Raw genomic sequence first — 21,483 nt, 5'->3', positions numbered from 1 at the left:
GGGCCCTCGGCCGTTCCCGGCCCATGAAGGTATGAATGAGTCTTCATGTATTCCTGTATGGTGAGGGAGTCATGCGTCCCCGCCTGAAGGACCCCCCGATGACCTCCACGCTCACGCCGCAGCCGGTCGAACGGGCCAAGCCCGCCCGCACCGGGGCCGCCCCCCGGCGGCGTACCCGTGTTCTCGCGCTCCCCGAGGCGCGCTGGGCCGCTGCCGCCACCGTCTTCTTCCTGCTCGCGCTGCCCCTCCAGCTGACCGGCGCCCCCGCCTGGACCTGGGGCCCGCTCTACGCCCTGTCGTACGTCACGGGCGGCTGGGAGCCGGGCTGGGAAGGCCTCAAGGCGCTGAAGGAACGCACCCTCGACGTCGACCTGCTGATGGTCGTCGCAGCCCTGGGCGCGGCGGCGATCGGGCAGGTGATGGACGGTGCCCTGCTCATCGTCATCTTCGCCACCTCCGGCGCGCTGGAGGCGCTGGCCACCGCCCGCACCGCCGACTCCGTCCGCGGCCTGCTCGATCTCGCCCCCGCCACGGCCACCCGGCTGACCCCTGACGGTGACGAACAGGCGGTGCCCGTCGAGGAGTTGGCGGTCGGCGACACCGTCCTCGTCCGCCCCGGTGAGCGCGTCGGCGCCGACGGCCGCGTGCTGGACGGGGCGAGCGACGTGGACCAGGCGACCATCACCGGCGAGCCGCTCCCCGCGGCGAAGGAGCCGGGCGACGAGGTCTTCGCGGGCACCCTCAACGGCACCGGCGCCCTGCGGGTCCGCGTCGAGCGCGACGCCTCCGACTCGGTGATCGCCCGGATCGTCCGGATGGTGGAGGAAGCGTCCGAGACCAAGGCGCCCACACAGCTGTTCATCGAGAAGGTCGAACAGCGCTACTCGCTGGGCATGGTGGCCGCGACCCTGGCCGTCTTCCTGGTGCCGCTAGCCTTCGGCGAACAGCTCACCGACGCGCTGCTGCGCGCCATGACATTCATGATCGTGGCCTCTCCGTGCGCGGTCGTGCTGGCCACCATGCCGCCCCTGCTGTCGGCCATCGCCAACGCCGGACGGCACGGCGTGCTGGTGAAGTCGGCCGTGGTGATGGAGCGGCTCGGCCAGGTGGACGCGGTCGCGCTGGACAAGACCGGCACGCTCACCGAGGGCAGCCCGCGCGTCACCGATGTCCGGCCGCTGCCCGGATCCGGCCTGGACGAAGCCGAGTTGCTGACACTGGCGGCGGCGGCCGAGCGGCCCAGTGAGCATCCGCTGGCCCGGGCGGTCGTGGACGCGGCCCGCGAGCGCGGTCTCGACCTGCCCGGCGCTGAGGACTTCACCTCCGCGCCCGGCGTGGGAGTGACCGCCGTCGTGAGCGGCCGAGGGGTCGCCGTCGGCGCCCCGGCCCGCCTGCTGGACGGCACCGGCAGCACGGTCACCGCCGTGGCCGAGGAACTGGAGGAGTCCGGCCGTACCGCCGTCCTGGTCCTCGTCGACGGCGCCCCCGCCGGGCTGCTCGGCATCGCCGACCGGCTGCGCCCGGACGCCGCCGCCACCGTCGCCGCGCTCACCACCCTCACCGGCACCGCCCCGACGCTCCTCACCGGCGACAACCCCCGGGCCGCCGCACACCTCGCCGCCGAGGCCGGCATCGACGACGTGCGCGCCGGGCTGCTGCCGCAGGACAAGCTGACGGCCGTGCAGGAGATGGAGCGCGCGGGCCGCAAGGTGCTGGTCGTCGGGGACGGCGTCAACGACGCACCCGCCCTGGCCGCCGCCCACACCGGCGTCGCCATGGGCCGGGCGGGGTCCGACCTGGCCCTGGAGACCGCCGACGCCGTGATCGTGCGCGACGAACTCGCGGCCGTCCCCACCACCGTCGCCCTCTCGCGCCGCGCCCGCAGGCTGGTCGTCCAGAACCTCGTCATCGCCGGAGTGTTCATCGCCGGCCTCGTCGTCTGGGACCTGGCCGGAAACCTGCCGCTGCCGCTGGGCGTCGCGGGCCACGAGGGCTCCACGGTCCTGGTCGGTCTGAACGGTCTGCGGCTGCTGCGGGAGACGGCCTGGCAGCGGGCCTTTGCCGAGGGAAGCGCCTGACGAACGCCGTCAGTTCACCGGTGGCGGGCCGCTGCTGGCACGCACGACCAGATCCACAGGGACGAGCGTGCCGACGCGGGGCGACTCCCCGGGACCGTCGATGCGGTCCAGGAGGAGCCGCAGGGAACGGGTGCCGATCTCGGCGAAGTCGGTGCGGACGGTGGTCAGCGGCGGCAGGAGATGCGCGGCCTCGGGGATGTCGTCGTAGCCGACGACGCTGACGTCCCCGGGGACGGAGCGCCCGGACTCGTGCAGGGCGTGCAGCAGGCCCAGGGCCATCTGGTCGTTCGAGGCGAACACCGCCGTCACCTCCGGGCGCCGGGCCAGCCGGCGGCCCAGGTCGTAACCGGAGTCGGCGCCCCAGTCCCCGGCGAGCGGGGCCGGGATGTCCGCACCGGCCGCCTGGAGCGTCGCCTGCCAGCTCGCCAGCCGGTGGTCGGCGGAGGTCCAGCCGGCCGGGCCCGCGATGTGCCAGACCGTGGCGTGCCCGAGGCCGAGGAGGTGCTCGGTGGCCTTGCGGGCGCCGGTCCGGGAGTCGCCGGTGACCAGGGGCGTGCTGTCGTCGAGGGCGCTCTCCAGTACCACCAGGGGAGTCCCGAGGTCGGTCTGCGCCAGGGCCCGGCCCACCCACTGCTGCGGGGCGATCGCGATGACGCCGTCCGCGCCCTCGGCCGACAGCCGGTGCACGGCCTCGACGACGGTGTCGTGGTCGGCCGTGTCGAGCGCGATGGAGCTCACCAGATAACCGGCGTCCTGGGCCGCGGTGTTGATGGCGGTCAGGATGGAGGCGGGCCCGTACCGGGCGGCGTCGAAGGAGATGACGCCGAGCATCCGGGTCCGGCCGCTGGCCAGCGACCGCGCGCTGCGGCTGGGCCGGTAGCCGAGGGTGCGCATGGCGTCCAGGACCGCCTCGCGCGTCTCGGGGCGGACGGCCGGATGGTCGTTGAGCACCCGGGAGACGGTCTGCTTGGAGACGCCGGCCAGCCGGGCCACGTCGGCCATCACCGGCCGAGCCCCCGCGAAGTTGCGCCTGCTGCGGCCCTTGGGCACAGGGCTGTCGGTGGCGCTCGGTGTCATGGCGGGTGATTCCTCGACGTCGGTTACGGCGGTCCTGACCCCGCCCGGCAGGAGCACAGCATAGGCCGGGCGGGGGCGCGCAGGATCCTCGGAGCGACAGGGGCCTCAGCCCGTCCGGAGCGCCCACGAGCGGGTGACCACCCACTCGGCGTGCCGCACCCTGGCCGACCGCCAGTCGTCACCCGCCTGCCCCGGCACATGCACGGGAGCGTCCGCGGCCAGCGGCAGCACCCTCAGCCGCAGGCCCCGCGCCCGCACCTGCTCGACGGGCAGCCGGTCCAGGCCGATGTCCCAGACCCGGCCCGAGTAGAACTGGTCGGCGACCAGGACGTCCCCGACGTAGGCCCGGGCCAGGTCGCCCGTCCAGCGCAGCCGCAGCAGGACACCGGCGGGCGCCCGAAGCAGGTCCTCCGGTACGTCGACCCGGTACTCGGCGGCCACCGGCTCGACGTACTTGTCCGCCGGCACGCTCGCCCGGCCCTGCACGCCGGTCACCGGCTCGGGCGCCGGACCGGCGGGCCTGACCAGGGTGACGGGCACCGCGGTGTCCGCGAGGGGCGCGGCCTCGATCGTGTAGCGGGTGAACACGCCGTCCGCCGCCTCCCGCACCCGTGTCCCCGCCGGCACCGGAGCGGAATCCGGCGCGGGCAGCACCGCGAACGAGGGCTCGGCGGCCGGGCTGTGCAGCCGTACCTCGTCACCGTCGAAGACGACGCCGTCCCCGCTCAGCACCAGCCGCTCGGCTCCCCACGCCTCCCCCCGGTAGACGGTACGGGCCGTCGCCGCGTCCAGGACCAGCAGCCCGACGCGTGAACCGTCGGCCGCGTCCACCTCGACCAGGGCGTCGGTGCCGGGCCGCACGCCGCTGACCAGTACCCGGCCGGCGACCGGCGTGACCTCCCCGGACGGTGTCGCGACGGACGCCACCGTGTCCGCGTCCAGGGCCAGTTCGGGCGCGATGCCGTCGGTCGCGGCCAGCACCAGGACCGTACGACCGCCCGCCTCCACGGTGCACACCGGCTGCGCGGTCGCCCACTCCAGCCGCAGCCCGGCCACCTCCAGCCGCAGCGGCCAGCAGAAGTAGGCGCCGGAGGGCACCGTGACGGGAGCGCTCGGCAGCGTCAGCGGCGGTGCGTGCGGGAAGTCGACCGTGAAGGCCGTGTCCGGGTGGTCGGGCAGCGGCTCGTGCGGCTGGTGGTTGGTCACGAACAGGAAGCCCGACGTGCCGTCGGTACGGACGGCCCAGCGCAGCGTGTCCCGGTCGTGCTGCCCGGTCGGCCGCTGCTCGGGCAGCACGGACTCCATGGGCGCGATCCGGTGCCCGAAGCAGTCCAACAGCAGGTGCTGGAGGCGCAGTTCGTGGTACGAGGACCGCAGCTGGCCGTACTCGCCGAGCGGGGCCTGGAAGTCGTAGGTCAGGACCGGCAGGTCGTTGAGGTAGCCGGTGGCGTGCGACTCCTGAAGGGTCGTCAGCTCGCCGGGTGGGTTCGTGCCGCCGTGGAACATGTAGTAGCCCTGCCACACCGAACCGCAGCCGATCTTGGTGAGACCCAGCGCGCCCACGTCGGCGGCCTCGACCCGGGGCCGCCGGTGGTAGGCCACCGCCATGCCGCCGCCCAACTCGCAGGTGGCCCAGGGGAATCGGTCCGCCGGTACCGGGTCGGCGCCGCGCACGGTCGTGGGCCGCAGGTCGGCGCCGATGCTCTCGTCGTCGCGCTCGTGGGTGAAGAAGAAGTGCTTGCGGCAGGTGTCGGGCCAGCCGCCGTCCGCCTCCGTCCAGAACGCCTCCGGGTACCCGCCGTACAGCGGAAGCAGTTCCTCGCCCGGGAGTTGCACCCCGCCCCAGGCGGTCGACGTCCATAGCGGCGCGCTCAGTCCGGCCTCCTGGGCCAGGCGCTTCAGGGTGCGCAGATGGCCGGGCTGGTCGTAGAGCTCGTTCTCGATCTGGATCGCGACGATCGGGCCGCCGTGCGCCCGGTCGAGGCCACGCAGTTGTTCCGCGACGGCCGCGAACCAGACGCGTACGGGTTCCAGATAGGCCGGATCGTCGGTGCGTGGCGCGCGGGCGCGGGCCGGCACCCAGTCGGGCAGGCCGCCGTTGCGTACCTCGGCGTGGCACCACGGGCCGATGCGCGGGATGAAGTCCAGGCCGTGGCGGGCGCACAGCTCGGCGAAGCGACGCAGGTCGCGGTCGCCGTCGAAGCGGATCCGCCCCTCGATCTCCTCGTGGTGGATCCAGATGACGTAGGAGGCGACGGCACTCACGCCGCCCGCCTTCATCTTCAGCAGCTCCTCCTCCCACTCCCGGGCCGGGTAGCGGGAGTAGTGGAACTCGCCGGAGACCGGGAACCAGGGGCGGCCGCCACGGGTGAGCCAGCGGCTGGTGATCTCGATCGGGTCGGACACGCCCGGCGCGTCCGCGAAGGGCAGGTGGCCGGCCAGTGGGGGAGCGGAGGGCGCGGGCACGCGCAGCCGGTACGCGGTCACCAGGTGTTCTCCGGGCCGAGGTCGGGCGTATCGGTGAGCTGGGCGCGGGTGGCGGTGCTGCCGTGCAGCTCCAGCAGGACCAGTTCGTTGGTGCCGGGCCGCAGCACGGGCGCAGGGACGTAGAGCGTGCGCTGCGGGCCACGGTTCCAGTAGCGGCCCAGTTGGAAGCCGTTGACCCAGGCCTGCCCCTTCGTCCAGCCGGGCAGGGAGAGGAAGGCGTCGGCGGGCGCGATCACCTCGAAGGTGCCGCGATGGAAGGCCGGAACGGTGACCGCCGCCCCGTCGCCAGGGATGAACGGCACCGCGTCCAGGTCGTCCAGCGGCAGGGCATGGCAGTCCCAGCCGCGCAGGACGGTGCCGTTGAAGGAGACGGGCCCGAGCAGGCCCTTCGCGGAGCCGATGCGGGGCCCGTAGTTGACGCCGCCCATGTTCTCGACGAGCACCTCGAGCGTCGCGCCGGGGCGCGGGACACGCACCGGCAGCGTCTCGTCGTGGCGTTCGCGCTCCAGCACACCGACGGGTGCGCCGTCGACGAAGACCTGGGCACGGTCGCCGACACCGCCGGCGAAGTGCAGCAGGCCGTCACCGGAGGCGGCAAGGACGGTGCGGTAGAGCGCGTAGCCGGTGTGCTGCCCGAGCTCGCCCATGGTCACCGGGTCGTCGGTGCGGACGGGCGTGGCGAGCGCGCCGACGAGGGGAAGCAGAGCTGCCAGGCCGTCCAACTCGACGTCGGTCGGCGGCAGTTTGGGTCCGGGATCCGGGACGGGCTCGTCGGGGACGGCGGCATGGCGGGCGATGACCTCGCGGAAGGCGTGGTACTTCGGGCCCGGGTCGCCGCACTCGGTGAGCGCGGCGTCGTAGTCGTACGACGTGATGGTGGGTTCGTAGGCGTGCTTGTGGTTGGCGCCGTTGGTGAGGCCGAAGTTGGTGCCGCCGTGGAACATGTAGATGTTGACGGACGCCCCGGCGGACAGCAGCCGGTCCAGATCGGCGGCGGCGTCGGCCGCGTCCCGTACGTGGTGCGGCCCGCCCCAGTGGTCGAACCAGCCGATCCAGAACTCCGCGCAGAACAGCGGGCCTTCGCTCCGGTGCGCGCGCAGCCGCCCGAGGTTCTGCTCGACCCGGCTGCCGAAGGTGCTGGCGGTCAGCACGCCCGGCAGGCTCCCGGCGGCCAGGTGCTCGGGGTCGGCCTGGTCGCAGGTGAACAGCAGCTCCTCGACGCCCCGGGAGCGGAACGCGTCGGCCAGGTGCTTCAGATACGCGCTGTCGTCGCCGTAGGCCCCGTACTCGTTCTCCACCTGCACGGCGATGACGGGACCGCCCGCCGCGGCCAGGTGCGGCCGGAGCGCGGGCAGCAGCAGGTCCAGGTAGCGGTCGACGGCCCCGGTGAAACGCGGATCGCTGGACCGCAGCCGGATGTCCGGGTCCGACGTCAGCCAGTCGGGCAGGCCGCCGCCGTCCCACTCGGCACAGATGAACGGACCGGGACGCAGCAGCACGTGCAGCCCTTCGTCCCGGGCGAGCCCGAGGAACCGGGGCAGGTCGAGGAAGCCGTCGAGCACGACAGGCCCGTCGGGATCGGGCTGGTGGTGGTTCCACGGGATGTACGTCTCCACCGCGTTGAGGCCCATCAGCCGCGCCTTGCGCAGCCGGTCGGACCACAGGCCGGGGTGGACACGGAAGTAGTGCAGCGCACCGGAGATGATCCGGAACGGCTCACCGTGCAGAAGGAATCCGTCGGACGTCGTCGTCAGGGCGGGCATGCGGAGGCTTCCCTTCGGGATAAGGGTGGAAATTCGATGGGGCTTCAGGGCGAGCGGGTGACGCGGATCAGCCAGAGCGTGGCGGCCAGGCACAGCGCCGAGACCCCGCTCAGCAGCAGCGGCACCGCGCGGACCCCCGACCACTCGATGGCCTTGCCCAGCGCCGGCCCGGCAGCGACACCGCCGCCCATGGACGCGGCGATGACCAGCGCACCGGCTCTGCGGGCCCGCGGGGCGACCCGGTTGAGCCAGGGCAGTCCGGTCGGGAAGATCGGCGCGATGAACAGACCGACACCGGCGTACGCGTACGGCGCCAGCGCCGGCACGGACGCGGCCAGCAGACACACCGTCATACCCGCGCAGGAGACGGCGATGATGGCCTGGGCGGAGAAGCGCAACGCGAGCGGTGCGACCAGGAATCGGCCGGCGGTCATCATCAGCCAGTACACGGAGGTGGCGGTGGCGGCGACGCCCGCGCCGTAGCCGACGGTCTCCAGATGGGTGGGTTCCCAGCCGCCGACACCGGCCTCGATGCCGACGTGCAGGACGTAGAGCGCGACGAAGACGGCGAGCACCGAGGCGAGGCTCCGCCTGAGGGCCCCACCACCACTCGCCTCGTCACCGGCCGGGACGGGCGCGTCGTTCCGCACGCCCTTCAGGCACAGCAGCAACGGCAGGTTGGCGAGGGCGAAACCGAGGAAGACGGCCGGGTAGTGCTCGGACCCGACCAGGCCGATCAGGGCGGGGCTGAGGATGGCGCCGATGCCGAAGTGGGCGTGGAGGATGTTCAGCATCGCGGTCGAACGGTGGCCGAAGCCCACGGCGAACAGCTGGTTGAGCCCGTAGTCGATGCCGCCGAAACCGAGCCCGGCGAGCAGGGCCGCAGCCAGGGCGATGGGCCAGCCGGGCGCCAGCGCGAAGCCCGCGGCGCCGACCGCCATGAGCAAGTAGGAACTGCCGAGGATGTGCCGGTTGCCGACCCGCCCGTAGAGCCGGTCGAACAGCAGCACACCGGCCACGCCGCCGACGAAGTGGGCACTGAGCCCCAGCCCCGCGGCGGACGGCGAGAGCCCGAACTCGGCACGTAAACCGGGGATCGCGGGCCCGTACAGAGCCTGCAACGCGCCCATGAGCACGAAGCCCACACAGGAGGCGACCACGGCGGCCCTGCTGAACACCGGGGCGGACGGAGCGGGGGAGGGGGTGGCTGCGCGCTGTGCGGTGGGCTGGTCGGTCACGCGGACTCCGGGGGACGGCCGGCGGCGGGCGATGGTGATGTTACCGGTAACATTTGCCCCGCCGACACCCTTTGGCGACACGAATGAGAAGCCCCGCGCAAGTTCCCCGCTGCTGTGACGACTCCGGTAATCGCGTGGTCAAGCTGGTTCAACGGTTGATCTAATGCGCGCGTGGAGATCTGCAGGAGCGACGCACCGTGTCCCGCCGCCGACCCCTGGCCCGGATACTTCGCCGACCGCGGGCACCCAGATGCCCGCCGTATCGGCGCCGGCGTCGAGGGCGTCGTCTACGGGCTGGGCGACGGCCGGGTCGCCAAGGTGTGGACCGGCCGGCCCCCGACCGAGCTCACCCGCCAGGTCTACGCGGACATCGCAGCACACCGCCCGCCCTTCGCCACCCCGGAAATCCTCGAGGTCCACGAGCACCAGGGCATCGTGGTGACGTACGAGCGTGAGCTGCCCGGTGTCCCGATGCGGTCCGACTCCGCACATGAGGAGTACGAGCGCGAACTGCCGGGCCGGCACAAGAACACGCTGCTCGCCGTCCTGCGTGGTCTGGCCTCGGTGCCGGGCACGGAGGCGATGCGCCGGCTGACCGTCCAGGGCGACGACCGACCCCTCTGGCAGGGCCACGACCGCTTTCAGGACGCGCTCGCGGCCCTGGTCGCCCGGGCCGCGGCCCGGCACGGCGCTGCCCTCGCCGCGCGGGTGCCCGACTTCGACGCCGGGGTCGAGCGCACGCTGAACGCGCTGCGGTCGCTGCCCGATGCCCCGGTCACCGCGATCCACGGTGACCTCGTGCCGCCCAACATCCACGTCGATACGGCCGGCCGACCCGTCGCCGTACTCGACTTCGGCTTCTACACGACCGCGGGGGACCCGGCCTTCGAGGCGGCCGTCACCGTCGCCGTCTGCGACATGTACGGCCCGCACGCCCAGGAGCACACCGCGGAACTCACCCGGCTCTTCGCACAGGAGCTCGGCTACTCGCCCGCCACCCTCACCACCTATCAAGCCGCCTACGCCCTCAGCACCTACGACCTGTTCGGCCCGGACGGCAGCGACGGACACTTCCGGTGGTGTGCCGGGCAGTTGCGTCGCAACCGTGTGTTCGGGCCGGCGTAACGAAAGGGAACCTTCGCATGGCCGTCATCCACCGCACCTCGCTCCAACCGACCAAGCTGGAACTGCTCACCTCCTGGCTGCCGTCCCGTCCGTGGTACCGCGGTGGCGCGGCCGAACCGCAGCCGGCCAAGGCCGGCGGGTTCCGGCTGGACGACCCGCAGGGCGAGGTCGGGATCGAGTTCATCGTCGTCACCGACTCCTTTGGCCCTCACCCGATCACCTACCTGGTGCCGCTGACCTATCGCGGTGCCCCGCTCGACGGGGCGGAGCATGCCCTCGTGGGCACCATGGAGCACGGCGTGCTCGGGCGGCGCTGGGCCTACGACGGCTGCCACGACCCCGTGCTGATCGCCCAGTTGGTGGCCTTGATCGAGGGGCGGGTGCAGGCCCAGGACCAGAACACCAGCGACGTCCCCGACCGGGAGGTCATCGCCTCGTACACCGGCGAAGGCTCCATCCCCACGGACTTCATCACCACCGACGACCAGGACGGCACCCGGCTGACCACACCGCACGGCACGACCCTTGGCCTCCACCGGGTCCTGCAACCTGCCCCGGACGGCCCGCTCCCGCCCTCCCAGGGAGCGACCGGCCAGGTCACCGGCTCCTGGCAACTCCCGGACGGCACCCGGGCCCGCGGAGTGTTCGCCGTCCTGCACACCGGCCCCGGGGCGGCCTAGGGCCTGTCCGGCGGATCATGTGACCGTCGTGACTTCGGGTCGTTGGCATGAGCATGGGGCGGGGAGATTTAACGCATGAGGAGTGGGCCCGGCTGAAGCCGCATCTGCCGAAGTCCGGGCAGCGGGGCGGCCGTTGGGCCAACCACCGCAGGGTCATCAACGGGATCCTGTACCGACTGCGCACTGGGGTGCCATGGCGGGATCTACCGGTGCGTTTCGGTCCATGGAAGACGGTGTACGAGCGGCACAGACGCTGGTCGGCGGACGGCACCTGAGACAGGATCTTCGCGGCCGTCCTGGCCGACGCCGACGCGGAAGGCCGGATCGACTGGTCGATGGTGAGCGTCGATTCGACCTCCTGCCGGGCCCACCAGCACGCCGCCGGGGCTCGTAGGAAACCGCCACGAGTGCCGGGAAAAGACGCACGCCCCGGCAGCACCGCCGCGACGAGGGACTCGGACGCTCCCTGGGCGGTCTGACCTGCAAGATTCACCTCGCCGGTGAGGGTGGGCGCCGTCCCCTGGCCCTGCTGATCACTCCGGGCCAGTGGGGCGACGCTCCGCAGCTCATCCCGGTCATGGAACGCGTCCGTGTCGGCCGCCTCGGTGGCGGACACCCGCGCACGCGGCCCGAGCATCTCGGCGGTGACAAGGCGTACTCCTCCCGTCGCAACCGCCGCTACCTGCGGCGACGCCAGATCAAGCATCCAAGGCACCGTCACCGTCGCCTCGATCCGACTCTGGCTCCGCCCCTGATCTCCGCCGGATCTAGTCGCCGGTCGTGCCGTCGAGCATCTCGCGCAGGATGTCCAGGTGGCCGTTGTGACGGGCCGTCTCCTCGGTGAGGTGAAGGAGAATCCAGCGCAGGTCGACATGGAGGCCGTCGCGGACGGCTCGCTTGGCCTGACTGTCCAGGCCATTCCCGGCGACCAGTTCGCGGTAGCGGGCGCTCTGTTCGGCGTATTCGTCGAGCAACTGCGTGAGCGGGAAGTCGACGGCGATACGCATCTCGCGGTCAGGGTCCTCCTCGGTCCAGGGACCCTGGTCTTCCTCACCGAGGAAGACCACCTGGAACCAGTAGTACTCGACCCAGCGGAGATGGTTGATCACTCCGCTCATGGTCATCAGCGGTGAGCCCGGCAGGAGCGCCTTGCGGGCGTTCTCCGCAGAGACGCCATCGCACTTGGCGCGGGCGGTGTCACGTGTGTAGTCGAGAAACGTGGTGAGCTGGGTGCGCTCGTCCCACGCGGGTGGCGTGTCATCGATTCTGGTCATCGCGCGAAGCGTCCCCGATCACCGCGACCGATGTCGAGGCATTTATCGACGGGCCCAACCTGCTCCACCCAGTTCCTTGTCCGGCGGGTCGCTACAGCGATTCAGCGCCCGTGGGCCACCCGGCATGATCCGGCGGACAGGCCCTAGCCTCACGCGATCACGCACCTGTCCAGGAAGGCACAGCCATGGCCGTCGAACCCCCGCAGCGCCTCGCCCTCCTCGGCGGCGGCTTCTCCACCGACGACGACGGTCTTCTCGACGACTGGGTACTGGCCCGGGCACGGGTCTCCCACCCCAGGGTGTGCTTCGTACCCACGGCCAGCGGAGACGCACCGGCCTACATCGAACAGTTCCGCACGGCCGGCTCCCGGCACGCCCGGGACGGTGAGCGGATGCAGCGCTACTTCCGGGACGCGGCCACCTACTGGACGCACATCGGGCCCAGCATGGCCGAGCCGCTGGCCCGGCGGGTCGGCTGCGACCGCCTCGGTCTGCCCTCCGGCCACATCCCCTGATCCCCTGAGCCTCGCCGGATCAACAGGATTGTTTCGGGCACGATCGGGTACGCGAGCAGGACCGCGCCCGGGGCGGATCTTGTCCCGGGCAGGCCGCACGACCGCCGCTACCAGGGAATCTGCCATGGAGACACCCGCAAACGACCCGACGCCCACGCCCGCCCAGCGGGCTCTGGACGTCCTCGCCGACAACACCGAGGACGCGGCGGCTCTGGACGCGCTCGCCAACAGCGACGTGCTCATCCCCGTGCCCGACGACGCGAACGACGCCGACGCCGCCAACCCCTCGGCGGTGGCGCTGCCGGTGCTGGAGCAGCCGGGCGGCGAGCCGGTGGTGCCCGTGTTCACCTCCGAGGTGGAGATGGCCGGGCTGCTGCCGTTCGTCTCCCGCTACCGCCTGGTGCCGCTCGGCGCCCTGGCCGCCCAGTGGCCGGCCGACGACCTGTCGCTCACCATAGACGGCAGCTCGGAGCACCGCCTGACGCTCACCTCGGAGGGAGTACGCACCCTGCTGGCCCGCCCGTAGGACCCCAGTGGGCCGGGGCCCGGGCCCGGGCGGTCTACGCGCCCAGCGTCCGGGCCAGCGCGGCCCGCTGCAGCGGCAGTACCTGCGCGTGCAGGTCACGGCCCTTGGAGGTCAGGGCCACCCACACCCCCCGGCGGTCCTCCACACACACCGAACGCGTCACCAGCCCGTCCTTCTCCAGCCGGGCGATGAGCCGGGACAGCGCGCTCTGGCTGAGATGGACGCGCCCGGCCAGGTTCTGCACCCGGCACTGCTCGCCCTCCTCGGGCGCCGCGGTCGTGAGCATGTCCAGGACCTCGAAGTCGGACGCGCCGAGGCCGTGCGGATGCAGCACGCGGTCGATCTCGCACATCGTGCGCGCGTGCGCCGACAGGATGTCCCGCCACCGTTCCTCAAGCCGCGCACCAGCCGTTTTCGACGCCATATGGGAACGGTAACACCGGTGCGGCGTTCCATGACTGTGCATGCAGTGCACGTCTTACGCCGGGAGCGGGAGCCTTAAGTCGACTCCCGTTCGACCAGCTCCGTCGGCAGGATCACCGCCGCCGGATCCTCGCCCCCGATCTGCGCGAGCAGCACCCGTACCATCTCGGCGCTGATGCGGTCCCACGGCTGCCGGATGGTCGTGAGCTCGGGGCTGGAGGCCAGGGCGGCCGGGGAGTCGTCGAAGCCGCCGACCGCGACGTCCTGCGGCACCCGCCGCCCCGCCCGCTGGAGGGCCGCCAGCACGCCCTGCGCCATGAGGTCCGAGGCGACGAACACCGCGTCCATGTCCGGGGCCTGGGCCAGCAACCGCTCGGCGCCCGCTTCGCCGCTGGCCCGGCCCCAGTCGCCGGAGACGATGAGCCGCTCGTCGATCTCGAGGCCCGCTTCCGTGAGCACCTCCTTGTAGCCGGCGAGGCGATCGACACCGCCCGGGGTGTCCATCGGGCCGTTCACCACGCCGATACGGCGGCGGCCCAGCGACAGCAGGTGGCGCATCATGTCGCGGGCGCCGGCCCGGTCGTCCGCCGCCACGTAGCTCACCTTGGAGCCGCGCCCCATGGGCTTGCCGCACTGCACGAGGGGCACCCCCGCCTCGTGCAGTTGCTCGGCGACCGGGTCGGCGGAGTGGCTGGAGACGAGCAGCACGCCGTCGACGTGGCCCGCGGTGATGTACCGCGTGATCCGGCGCCGCTCGTCCTGCGTGCCGGCCAGCATCAGCAGCAGGGGGATGTCGTGCGCGGCCAGCGACTGGGTGCAGCAGCGCAGCAGGACGTTGAAGTTGGGGTCCTCGAACAGCTTCTCCTGCGGTTCGGTCAACAGGAAGCCGATCGAGTCGGAGCGGCCCGTGATCAGCGAGCGGGCGTGCCGGTTGACGACGTAACCCGTCCTGCGGATGGCCGCGTTGACCGCCTCCTGGGCGGCGGGGCTGACGTAGTGGCCGCCGTTGAGTACACGCGAGACGGTGCCGCGCGAGACCCCTGCCTCGCGCGCCACGTCGTGGATCGTGGGCGGCTTGCGCCTGCCCCCCGCAGCGTTCATGGTCATGACTTTACGGCTCCGGAGAGCAGATCCAGGCTCCAGAACCGCTGGATGACCAGGAAGAGAGCGACCAGCGGCAGCACCGCCAGGAACGCGCCGGTGATCACCAGGGTGTACATCGCCGGGGTGTTGGCGCCCTGCTCCAGCAACGTGAACAGGCCGAGGGTGATCGGGAACTTCTCGTCGTCGCTGAGCATGATGTACGGCAGCAGGAAGTTGTTCCAGATCGCCACGAACTGGAACAGGAACACCGTCACCATGCCGGGGATCATCATCGGCAGCGCGATCCGCGTGAAGATCCGCCACTCGCTCGCCCCGTCCACCCGGCCGGCCTCGACCACGTCGGCGGGCACCGCGGCGGCGGCGTAGATCCGCGCGAGGTAGACGCCGTACGGCGACAGGATCTGCGGCAGCAGGACGGACAGGTAGGAGTCCGTGAGGTCGGCCTTCGCCAGCAGCAGGTACTGCGGGATGGCCAGGATCACCGGCGGCATCAGCACACCCGCGAGCAGCACGTTGAAGATCGTTTCGCGGCCCCGGAAGCGGTAGATCGCCAGCGCGTAGCCGCTGAATGCCGACACGCATGCCGACAGCAGGGCGCCCAGCCCGGCGTACAGGGCGGAGTTGCCCATCCACGACCAGTAGACGCCGTCGCGGTAGGCGCTCAGGTCCTGGAAGTTGTCGGCGAAGCCGGTGCCGGGCAGGAACGTGAACGTGGAGAACAGCTCACGGCCCGACTTGGTGGCGGCGATGACCACCCAGGCCACCGGCAGCAGGCAGTAGATCGCCCCCAGGAGCAGCGTGACCGTCGGGATCAGGACGATCCGGCGGCGCAGCGGCGGGCGGCCCTTGGCGGTACCGGGCGCGGTGCCCGCCACCGGCTCGGCCTGGGAAACGGCAAGGGAACTCATCGAGCTGCCTCCTGCTTCTGACGACGGTTCGCGGCTCGCAGGAAGCCGAAGGACAGCAGGAGTGTGGCGAGCGCGATGATCACGGCCTGCGCGGCGGCGCCGTAGATGTCGCCCTCGCCGAACGCGTCCCGGTAGACCTTCATCAGCGGACTCCACGTCGTGGACACGGAGTTGGTGAGCGGCTTGAGGGTGGTCGGCTCGTTGAACACCTGGAGCGTCGCGATGATCGAGAAGAAGAAGGTCAGCACCAGCGAGGGCGCCACCATCGGGATCTTGATCCGCAGGGCGATCTGCAACGGGGTGGCGCCGTCCAGCTTCGCCGCCTCGTACACCTCCGCCGGGATCGCCTGGAGCGAGGTGTAGATGACGATCATGTTGAAGCCGGTGCCGCCCCAGACCGCGATGTTCGACAGCGCCAGGTACAGCGGCCCGCCGTCCAGCAGGTCGGGCTGCGGCAGTCCCAGCTTGTCGAGCACGAAGTAGAAGGGGCTGACGTCCGGCAGGTACAGAAAGCCCCACAGCAGCGCCGCCACCACACCGGGGATGGCGTACGGCAGGAAGATCGCGAGCCGGGTGAAGGGGGCCAGCCGCACCCTCTCGGAGTCCAGCATCAGCGCGAACAGCAGGGCGAGGCCGAGCATGACCGGGACGACGATGCAGCCGTAGCCCAGCACGCGCAGCGCCCCGTTCACCAGCTCGCTGTCGGTGAGGGCGCCGGTGTAGTTCTCCAGGCCCGCCCAGACCTCCTTGCGGGCGCCGGAGCCGAGGCCGAGGCCGGAGACCTTCACCTTGCGGAAGCTGAGCCAGAGCGCGTAGCCGATTGGCAGGGCGAAGAAGAGCGCGAACAGGATCGTCGCGGGGAGGAGGAAGCCGTACGGGGCCCCCTTGACCCCGTACGACTGCCGGCGTGCCGTGCTTTTCACTCCGCGACCTCGAAGCCCTGCTTCTTCATGTCGGCGACGGTGTCGTCCTGCATCTTGTCGAGTGCCGCGCCGAAGTCCGACTTGTTCTTCGCGGCGGCGCCGAAGGCGTCCTTGAAGGTGGTGTAGGCGACGTTCACGTTGGGGCCCCAGGCGGATGGTGCGGTGGTCTCCGAGATGTCGGCGGCCTTGGTGTAGAAGTCGGCCTGGTCGGAGAAGTAGGCCGGCGGCTTGAGGAAGGCGCCGCTGGTCTGGGCGTTCTTGGCGGCCGGGTAGATGCCGCTCTCCTTGGCCAGCGCGTTCAGGGCGGCGCTGTCGGTGTTCAGCCAGGCGGCGAACTTGGCGGCGGCCTCCTGGTGCTTGGAGTCCGTGGTGACGGCGGTGGAGGACCCGCCCCAGCTGCCGGTGCGGTTCTCGTTCGCGGACCACTGGGGAAGCGGGGCCATGGCCCACTTGCCCTTGGTTTCGGGCGCGGCGGTGGTCAGGGTGCCCGGTGCCCACACGGCGCTGACCCAGGCGATCTGCTTGCCCGTGTTGAGCGCCTTGTTCCAGGCCGGGGTGTACATCGGCTGGTTGTCGATGGCGCCTTCCTCGACCAGGCCGCCCCAGAACCTGGCGACCTTCTGCGTCGCCGCGTCGTTGATGGAGACCTTCCACTGGTCGCCGGAGGTCGTCCACCACTTGGCGCCCGCCTGCTGGGCGAGGCCCGCGAAGAGGCCGGAGTCGTTGGCGGAGAAGGTGGTGAGGTCCTTGTCGGGGGCGGCCTTCTTCAGCTTGCGCGCGGTCTGCGCGAACTCGTCCCAGGTCGTCGGCACCGTCAGGCCGTACTCCTTGAACAGGTCCTCGCGGTAGTAGAACATCATCGGCCCGATGTCCTGCGGGACCGCGTAGACGGCGTCGGTGCCGAGCGTCGTCTGCTGCCAGACGCCGTCGGCGAAGCTGCCCTTCGCGTCGCCCACGTTCTTCGATATGTCCGCCAGGGCGTCATTGCTGACCAGCGTGGGCAGCGCCTGGTACTCCGCCTGCACCAGGTCGGGCGCCTTGCCCGCCTTGTGCGCGGTGAGGATCTTGGTGACGAGGGTGTCGCCGGACGCCTGCTTCTTCACCGTGACGGTGACCTGGTCCTTCTTGCCCGGGCCCTTGTTCCACAGGTCCACGACCTTGTCCATGCCGGGCGTCCAGGTCCAGTACGTCAGCGAGACCGGCCCCGACTCGGTCTCGCTGTCCCCGGAACCCGAGCCGCAGGCGGCGAGGGCGGTGGCGCCGAGGGCTACGGCGACGGCGGATGTCACGAGGCGGCGGCGCTTCGTGTACGGCATGGATCTCTCCCCTGACCTGGGGTCCTCGCCTGCTGCGAGAACCTGCCATGCTTCTGTGAGCGTTCACAGTAGAGAAACATCCCGGACCCTTGTCAATGGTTGTTGCTGTGCGGTTATGTTGGGCTCCGCACCACGCCACTGTGTGTGCACGTTCCCATATGATCGATCGACCGGGAGACCATCCATGCCGGAGACCACCCCCAGGGGCCTCACCAGGCTCGCCTTCGGTGGGGACTACAACCCCGAGCAGTGGCCGGAGAGCGTCTGGCAGGAGGACGTCCGGCTGATGCGGGAGGCCGGCGTCACCATGGTGAGCGTCGGGATCTTCTCCTGGGCGCTGCTGGAGCCCTCACCCGGCCGTCACGACTTCGGCTGGCTCGACCGGCTGATGGACCTGCTGCACGAACACGGCGTCCGCGTCGACCTCGGCACCCCGACCGTCGTACCGCCCGCCTGGTTCTATCGGGCCCACCCCGACGCCCTGCCGGTCACCCGCGAGGGCGTGCGCTACGAGTTCGGCTCCCGCGCGGCCATCTGCCACAGCAACGCGGACTACCGCTCGGCCGCCGCTGCCGTCACCACGAAGCTCGCCGAGCGTTACGGCGACCACCCGGCCCTGGCGATGTGGCACGTGCACAACGAGTACGGCGTCCCCGTCTCGGCGTGCTACTGCGACTCGTGCGCCGCGCACTTCCGCCGCTGGCTGGCGACGACGTACGGCACGGTCGACGCGGTCAACGAGGCCTGGGGCACGGCCTTCTGGGGCCAGCGCTACGTGGACCTGGACCAGATCAACCCGCCCCGGCTCACACCCGCGGCCGTCAACCCCAGCCAGGCACTGGACTACAAGCGGTTCGCCGACGCCACCATGCGCGAGAACTTCGTGACGGAGCGGGACATCCTGCACCGCCTCTCACCGGGCGTCCCGGTCACCACCAACTTCATGACCGCGCTGAGCCAGTGCGACTCCGTCGACTACTGGGTCTGGGGCCGCGAGGTCGACATCGTCACCAACGACCACTACCTGATCACGGACGGCCGCCGCACCCACGTCAACCTGGCGATGGCCGCGGACCTCACCCGCTCCGTCGCGGGCGGCGCCCCCTGGCTGCTGCTGGAACACTCCACCTCGGGCGTCAACTGGCAGCCCCGCAACCCCGCCAAGGCCCCCGGCCAGATGGCCCGCAACTCCCTCACGCACGTGGCGCGCGGCTCCGACGGCGCCATGTTCTTCCAGTGGCGCCAGTCCCGGCGCGGCGCCGAGAAGTTCCACTCGGCGATGGTCCCGCACGGCGGCACCGACACCCGCGTGTGGCGCGAGGTCGTCGAACTCGGCGCCGCCGTCGACGCGTTGAGCGAGATCCGCGGCACCCGCACCGAAGCCGACGTGGCCGTGCTGTGGGACTGGCACTCCTGGTGGGCGCAGAACCTCGAATGGCGCCCCAGCATCGACCACGATGCCCGCGAACGCGCCGACGCCTTCTACGAGGCCCTCTACGACCGCCACCTCACCGTCGACTTCGCCCACCCGGAAGCCGACTTGTCGAGGTATCCCCTTGTCGTCGTACCGGCGCTGTACCTGATGACGGAGGCGGCCGGGAACAACCTCACGGCCTACGTCGAGAACGGCGGCACCCTGGTCGTCTCGTACTTCTCCGGCATCGTCGACGAGCACGACGCCGTCCACGAGGGCGCCTACCCGGGCCCGCTGCGGGACGTCCTCGGCCTCACCGTCGAGGAGTTCTCGCCGCTGCTGCCCGGTGAACGGGTGAGCGTCACCGGCCCCGACGGATCCGAGCTGGGCGCCGACGTGTGGACGGAGTTCGTGGTGCCGCGCGGCGCCGAGCCCGTCCTGAGTTACGCCGACGGGCTGACCGCCGGGCGGCCCGCCGTCACCCGGCACCGCCTCGGCGAGGGCACCGCCTGGTACGTCTCCACCCGGCTCGGCGCCGACGGCCTCGACGCGCTGCTCGGCTGGGCGGTCGAGGACGCGCGGCTCGCCCCGCGCGCCGACCTGCCCCGGGACGTCGAAGTGGTGCGCCGCACCGGCGAGTCGGGCACTTACCTGTTCGCCGTCAACCACACCGGCTCGGACGCCAAGGTGCCGCTGGAGGTACCCGGCACCGAACTGCTGACCGGGGAACGCGCCGCGGGCCCGCTGGCGGTCCCGGCCGGAGCCGTCCGGGTCGTCCGGCTCGACGGCTGAACCGACTCCCTCCGCCCGCGTGAGCCGCACGAGCCGCGGGCGGAGGGCCCCCTCACCTGCCCCCTGGCGAGGGGCGGCACCCCCATCCCCACGTCGAAGGGACGACGGACGACGATGTTCCATCCCAGACGCACGCTCAGAACCCTGCTGCTCCCGCTCGCGGCGGGGCTCGCCCTCACCGCCCTGCCCGCCACCTCCGCCCACGCCGCGAGCACGCTGACCAACGGCGGCTTCGAGGCCGGCGGAGCGGGCGCGACCACGCCGGGCGGCTGGTCCGAGTACGGTGACACCGGCGCCTCGTTCACCGAGTCCGGCGGCCACGGCGGCAGCTACCGCCTCAGCCACTGGGCCTCCACCGCGTACAAGGTGGAGACGTACCAGTACCTGTCCGGACTCACCAACGGCACCTACAGGCTCACCGCCTGGGTGCGCTCCGGCGGCGGGCAGAAGTCCGCGTACATAGCGCTGAAGAACTGCGGCGGCGCAGAACAGCGCACCGACCTGCCGGTCTCGGCCAGTGGGTGGATCCGGATCGTCGTGCCGGTCAATGTGACCAACAACCAGTGCACGATCAGCGTCAAGTGACGCGAACGCCGGCAACTGGATCAATGTCGACGACCTGACCTTCACGTCGGGCACGTCCGGTACGTCGATCAAGGGTGTCGACATATCGTCCCTGCCCAAGAGCGAGGCCAAGGGCGGCGTCTACCGGAACAGCTCCGGCACGGCCGGCGACGCCCTGACGATCCTCAAGTCCTCCGGCATGAACTACGCGCGACTCAAGGTCTGGGTGAACCCGGCCGACGGCTACAACAACAAGGCGCGCGTCCTGGCCCTGGCCAAGCGCGTCAAGGCGCAGGGCATGAAGCTGCTGGTCGACTTCCACTACTCGGACTTCTGGGCCGACCCGGGCCGCCAGGACAAGCCCGCCGCTTGGTCCGGACACTCGTACAGTCAACTCAGGACCGACGTGTACAACCACACGTACGACGTGTTGAACGCCTTGAAGGCGCAGGGCACCACCGCCGACATGGTCCAGGTCGGCAACGAGATCAACGGCGGCATGCTGTGGAACGAGGGATCGACCTCCAACTGGTCGCAGCTGGCCGGTCTGCTCAACTCCGGCTACGACGCGGTCAAGGCGGTCAACTCGAACACGACCGTCGCCCTGCACCTCGCCAAGGGCGGTGACCTGGCCGGCACCCGCTGGTGGTTCGACAGCGCGCGCTCGAACGGCGTGAAGTTCGACGCGATCGGCCTGTCGTTCTACGGCTACTGGCACGGCACGCTGGCCGACTTCCAGACGACCCTCGACGACGCGGCCTCCCGCTACGGCAAGCCGGTCTTCGTCGCCGAGACCGCCTACCCGTTCCGCCTGGACAGCGAGGACTCCCACGAGAACATCATCGACACCAGTGGCGAGCTGGTCTCCGGCTACCCGGCGAGCGTGGCCGGCCAGACCCGGTGGATGAACGACATGATGAGCATCGTGGAGGCCGTCCCGAACGGCCGTGGCCTCGGCATCTTCTACTGGGAGGCACCCTGGACCGCGGTGAACGGCAACGGCTGGGACCCGACCGACCCGTCCTCCGGCAACGCCTGGGAGAACCAGGCGCTGTTCGGCTACGACGACCGGGCCCTGTCGTCGATGTCCTGGTTCCGCCACCGCTGACCGCACGGGGAAAGGGGGCCCGGCCGCACGCACGCGGCCGGACCCTTGCCTGTTTCCGAACCCGCTTGTGACACATGGCAGTTCGGTATCGGTCAACGATGGAGACTCCCGGACGCGGTAGCTTCGACTGGGCAACAGTGGGAAGACGCGGTAAGAGGACGAGAGCCG

General features: G+C 71.3%; 15 protein-coding genes and 3 pseudogenes. 8 read left to right on the top strand and 10 right to left on the bottom strand.

What is annotated here, in order from left to right; translation table 11 throughout:
• The first annotated feature begins 98 nt into the window (after window positions 1–98).
• Window positions 99–2,078: a heavy metal translocating P-type ATPase gene (locus ACIBNA_RS21330; protein WP_399166728.1), complete on the top strand. Its 1,980-nt coding sequence runs from the start codon at window positions 99–101 to the stop codon at window positions 2,076–2,078.
• A 9-nt stretch (window positions 2,079–2,087) separates the two neighbouring features.
• Here the strand turns inward: ACIBNA_RS21330 and ACIBNA_RS21325 are convergent, their stop codons facing one another.
• The 4 genes from ACIBNA_RS21325 to ACIBNA_RS21310 form a co-directional block, all read right to left on the bottom strand.
• Window positions 2,088–3,155: a LacI family DNA-binding transcriptional regulator gene (locus tag ACIBNA_RS21325; protein WP_399166727.1), complete on the bottom strand. Its 1,068-nt coding sequence runs from the start codon at window positions 3,153–3,155 to the stop codon at window positions 2,088–2,090.
• A 105-nt stretch (window positions 3,156–3,260) separates the two neighbouring features.
• Window positions 3,261–5,642 carry a beta-galactosidase gene (locus ACIBNA_RS21320; RefSeq protein WP_399166726.1) on the bottom strand — a complete coding sequence of 794 codons (2,382 nt, stop codon included), beginning with the start codon at window positions 5,640–5,642 and terminating at the stop codon, window positions 3,261–3,263.
• On the bottom strand, window positions 5,639–7,405 hold the full coding sequence (locus tag ACIBNA_RS21315; RefSeq protein WP_399166725.1) for a beta-galactosidase: 1,767 nt from the start codon (window positions 7,403–7,405) through the stop codon (window positions 5,639–5,641). Before ACIBNA_RS21315 ends, ACIBNA_RS21320 begins: the two co-directional genes overlap by 4 nt.
• 44 nt (window positions 7,406–7,449) lie before the next feature.
• The gene (locus ACIBNA_RS21310) at window positions 7,450–8,643 is read right to left on the bottom strand and encodes an MFS transporter (RefSeq protein ID WP_399166724.1); all 1,194 of its coding nucleotides are present in this window, start codon (window positions 8,641–8,643) and stop codon (window positions 7,450–7,452) included.
• A 171-nt stretch (window positions 8,644–8,814) separates the two neighbouring features.
• On the opposite strand from ACIBNA_RS21310, the gene ACIBNA_RS21305 reads away from it, so the two are divergent.
• The 3 genes and pseudogenes from ACIBNA_RS21305 to ACIBNA_RS21295 all read left to right on the top strand — a co-directional run.
• Window positions 8,815–9,768, top strand: coding sequence for an aminoglycoside phosphotransferase family protein (locus ACIBNA_RS21305; RefSeq protein WP_399166723.1), 954 nt, complete (start codon window positions 8,815–8,817; stop codon window positions 9,766–9,768).
• A 17-nt stretch (window positions 9,769–9,785) separates the two neighbouring features.
• A complete protein-coding gene (locus ACIBNA_RS21300; RefSeq protein WP_399166722.1) occupies window positions 9,786–10,448 on the top strand; it encodes a 1,4-alpha-glucan branching protein in 663 nt (220 codons plus the stop codon).
• 53 nt (window positions 10,449–10,501) lie between these two features.
• Window positions 10,502–11,265 (top strand): annotated as a pseudogene (locus tag ACIBNA_RS21295) (IS5 family transposase); the annotation flags it as partial.
• Here the strand turns inward: ACIBNA_RS21295 and ACIBNA_RS21290 are convergent.
• Window positions 11,216–11,722: a DinB family protein gene (locus ACIBNA_RS21290; protein ID WP_399166721.1), complete on the bottom strand. Its 507-nt coding sequence runs from the start codon at window positions 11,720–11,722 to the stop codon at window positions 11,216–11,218. The pseudogene ACIBNA_RS21295 and the gene ACIBNA_RS21290 sit on opposite strands and share 50 nt — an antisense overlap.
• A gap of 185 nt (window positions 11,723–11,907) precedes the next feature.
• Here ACIBNA_RS21290 and ACIBNA_RS21285 point away from each other — a divergent pair.
• Window positions 11,908–12,075, top strand: a pseudogene (locus tag ACIBNA_RS21285) (peptidase E); the annotation flags it as partial.
• A gap of 286 nt (window positions 12,076–12,361) precedes the next feature.
• Complete coding sequence (locus ACIBNA_RS21280) at window positions 12,362–12,763, top strand: SseB family protein (protein WP_086598811.1); 402 nt, start codon at window positions 12,362–12,364, stop codon at window positions 12,761–12,763.
• Window positions 12,764–12,797: 34 nt separating this feature from the next.
• On the opposite strand, the gene ACIBNA_RS21275 is transcribed toward ACIBNA_RS21280, so the two are convergent.
• From ACIBNA_RS21275 to ACIBNA_RS21255, 5 genes are all read right to left on the bottom strand, one after another.
• Complete coding sequence (locus ACIBNA_RS21275) at window positions 12,798–13,187, bottom strand: MarR family winged helix-turn-helix transcriptional regulator (RefSeq protein WP_399166720.1); 390 nt, start codon at window positions 13,185–13,187, stop codon at window positions 12,798–12,800.
• A 74-nt stretch (window positions 13,188–13,261) separates the two neighbouring features.
• Complete coding sequence (locus ACIBNA_RS21270; RefSeq protein WP_399166719.1) at window positions 13,262–14,293, bottom strand: LacI family DNA-binding transcriptional regulator; 1,032 nt, start codon at window positions 14,291–14,293, stop codon at window positions 13,262–13,264.
• A complete protein-coding gene (locus ACIBNA_RS21265) occupies window positions 14,290–15,198 on the bottom strand; it encodes a carbohydrate ABC transporter permease (RefSeq protein ID WP_399166718.1) in 909 nt (302 codons plus the stop codon). Before ACIBNA_RS21265 ends, ACIBNA_RS21270 begins: the two co-directional genes overlap by 4 nt.
• On the bottom strand, window positions 15,195–16,121 hold the full coding sequence (locus tag ACIBNA_RS21260) for a carbohydrate ABC transporter permease (protein ID WP_399166717.1): 927 nt from the start codon (window positions 16,119–16,121) through the stop codon (window positions 15,195–15,197). The genes ACIBNA_RS21265 and ACIBNA_RS21260 overlap by 4 nt, the downstream gene beginning before the upstream one ends.
• On the bottom strand, window positions 16,118–17,437 hold the full coding sequence (locus ACIBNA_RS21255; RefSeq protein ID WP_399166716.1) for an ABC transporter substrate-binding protein: 1,320 nt from the start codon (window positions 17,435–17,437) through the stop codon (window positions 16,118–16,120). The genes ACIBNA_RS21260 and ACIBNA_RS21255 overlap by 4 nt, the downstream gene beginning before the upstream one ends.
• 184 nt (window positions 17,438–17,621) lie before the next feature.
• Between ACIBNA_RS21255 and ACIBNA_RS21250 the strand changes: the two genes are divergently transcribed.
• Window positions 17,622–19,643, top strand: a complete 2,022-nt coding sequence (locus tag ACIBNA_RS21250) for a beta-galactosidase (protein WP_399166715.1) — start codon at window positions 17,622–17,624, stop codon at window positions 19,641–19,643.
• Between the two features lie 114 nt (window positions 19,644–19,757).
• Window positions 19,758–21,315, top strand: a pseudogene (locus ACIBNA_RS21245) (arabinogalactan endo-beta-1,4-galactanase).
• Window positions 21,316–21,483: the final 168 nt, after the last annotated feature.

The organism is Streptomyces sp. NPDC050164 (assembly GCF_044459945.1).
Classification (GTDB): domain Bacteria; phylum Actinomycetota; class Actinomycetes; order Streptomycetales; family Streptomycetaceae; genus Streptomyces; species Streptomyces coeruleorubidus_A.
Note: the sequence above shows the minus strand (reverse complement) of the source record. Positions and strands in the feature narration are given on the sequence as shown.

What these genes read in the sequence shown, in the direction of transcription:
- ACIBNA_RS21330 (WP_399166728.1), top strand. Translation starts at nt 99, where the DNA reads ATGACCTCCACGCTCACGCCGCAGCCGGTCGAACGGGCCAAGCCCGCC.
- ACIBNA_RS21325 (WP_399166727.1), bottom strand. Translation starts at nt 3,155, where the DNA reads ATGACACCGAGCGCCACCGACAGCCCTGTGCCCAAGGGCCGCAGCAGG.
- ACIBNA_RS21315 (WP_399166725.1), bottom strand. Translation starts at nt 7,405, where the DNA reads ATGCCCGCCCTGACGACGACGTCCGACGGATTCCTTCTGCACGGTGAG.
- ACIBNA_RS21300 (WP_399166722.1), top strand. Translation starts at nt 9,786, where the DNA reads ATGGCCGTCATCCACCGCACCTCGCTCCAACCGACCAAGCTGGAACTG.
- ACIBNA_RS21290 (WP_399166721.1), bottom strand. Translation starts at nt 11,722, where the DNA reads ATGACCAGAATCGATGACACGCCACCCGCGTGGGACGAGCGCACCCAG.
- ACIBNA_RS21280 (WP_086598811.1), top strand. Translation starts at nt 12,362, where the DNA reads ATGGAGACACCCGCAAACGACCCGACGCCCACGCCCGCCCAGCGGGCT.
- ACIBNA_RS21275 (WP_399166720.1), bottom strand. Translation starts at nt 13,187, where the DNA reads ATGGCGTCGAAAACGGCTGGTGCGCGGCTTGAGGAACGGTGGCGGGAC.
- ACIBNA_RS21270 (WP_399166719.1), bottom strand. Translation starts at nt 14,293, where the DNA reads ATGACCATGAACGCTGCGGGGGGCAGGCGCAAGCCGCCCACGATCCAC.
- ACIBNA_RS21265 (WP_399166718.1), bottom strand. Translation starts at nt 15,198, where the DNA reads ATGAGTTCCCTTGCCGTTTCCCAGGCCGAGCCGGTGGCGGGCACCGCG.
- ACIBNA_RS21255 (WP_399166716.1), bottom strand. Translation starts at nt 17,437, where the DNA reads ATGCCGTACACGAAGCGCCGCCGCCTCGTGACATCCGCCGTCGCCGTA.
- ACIBNA_RS21250 (WP_399166715.1), top strand. Translation starts at nt 17,622, where the DNA reads ATGCCGGAGACCACCCCCAGGGGCCTCACCAGGCTCGCCTTCGGTGGG.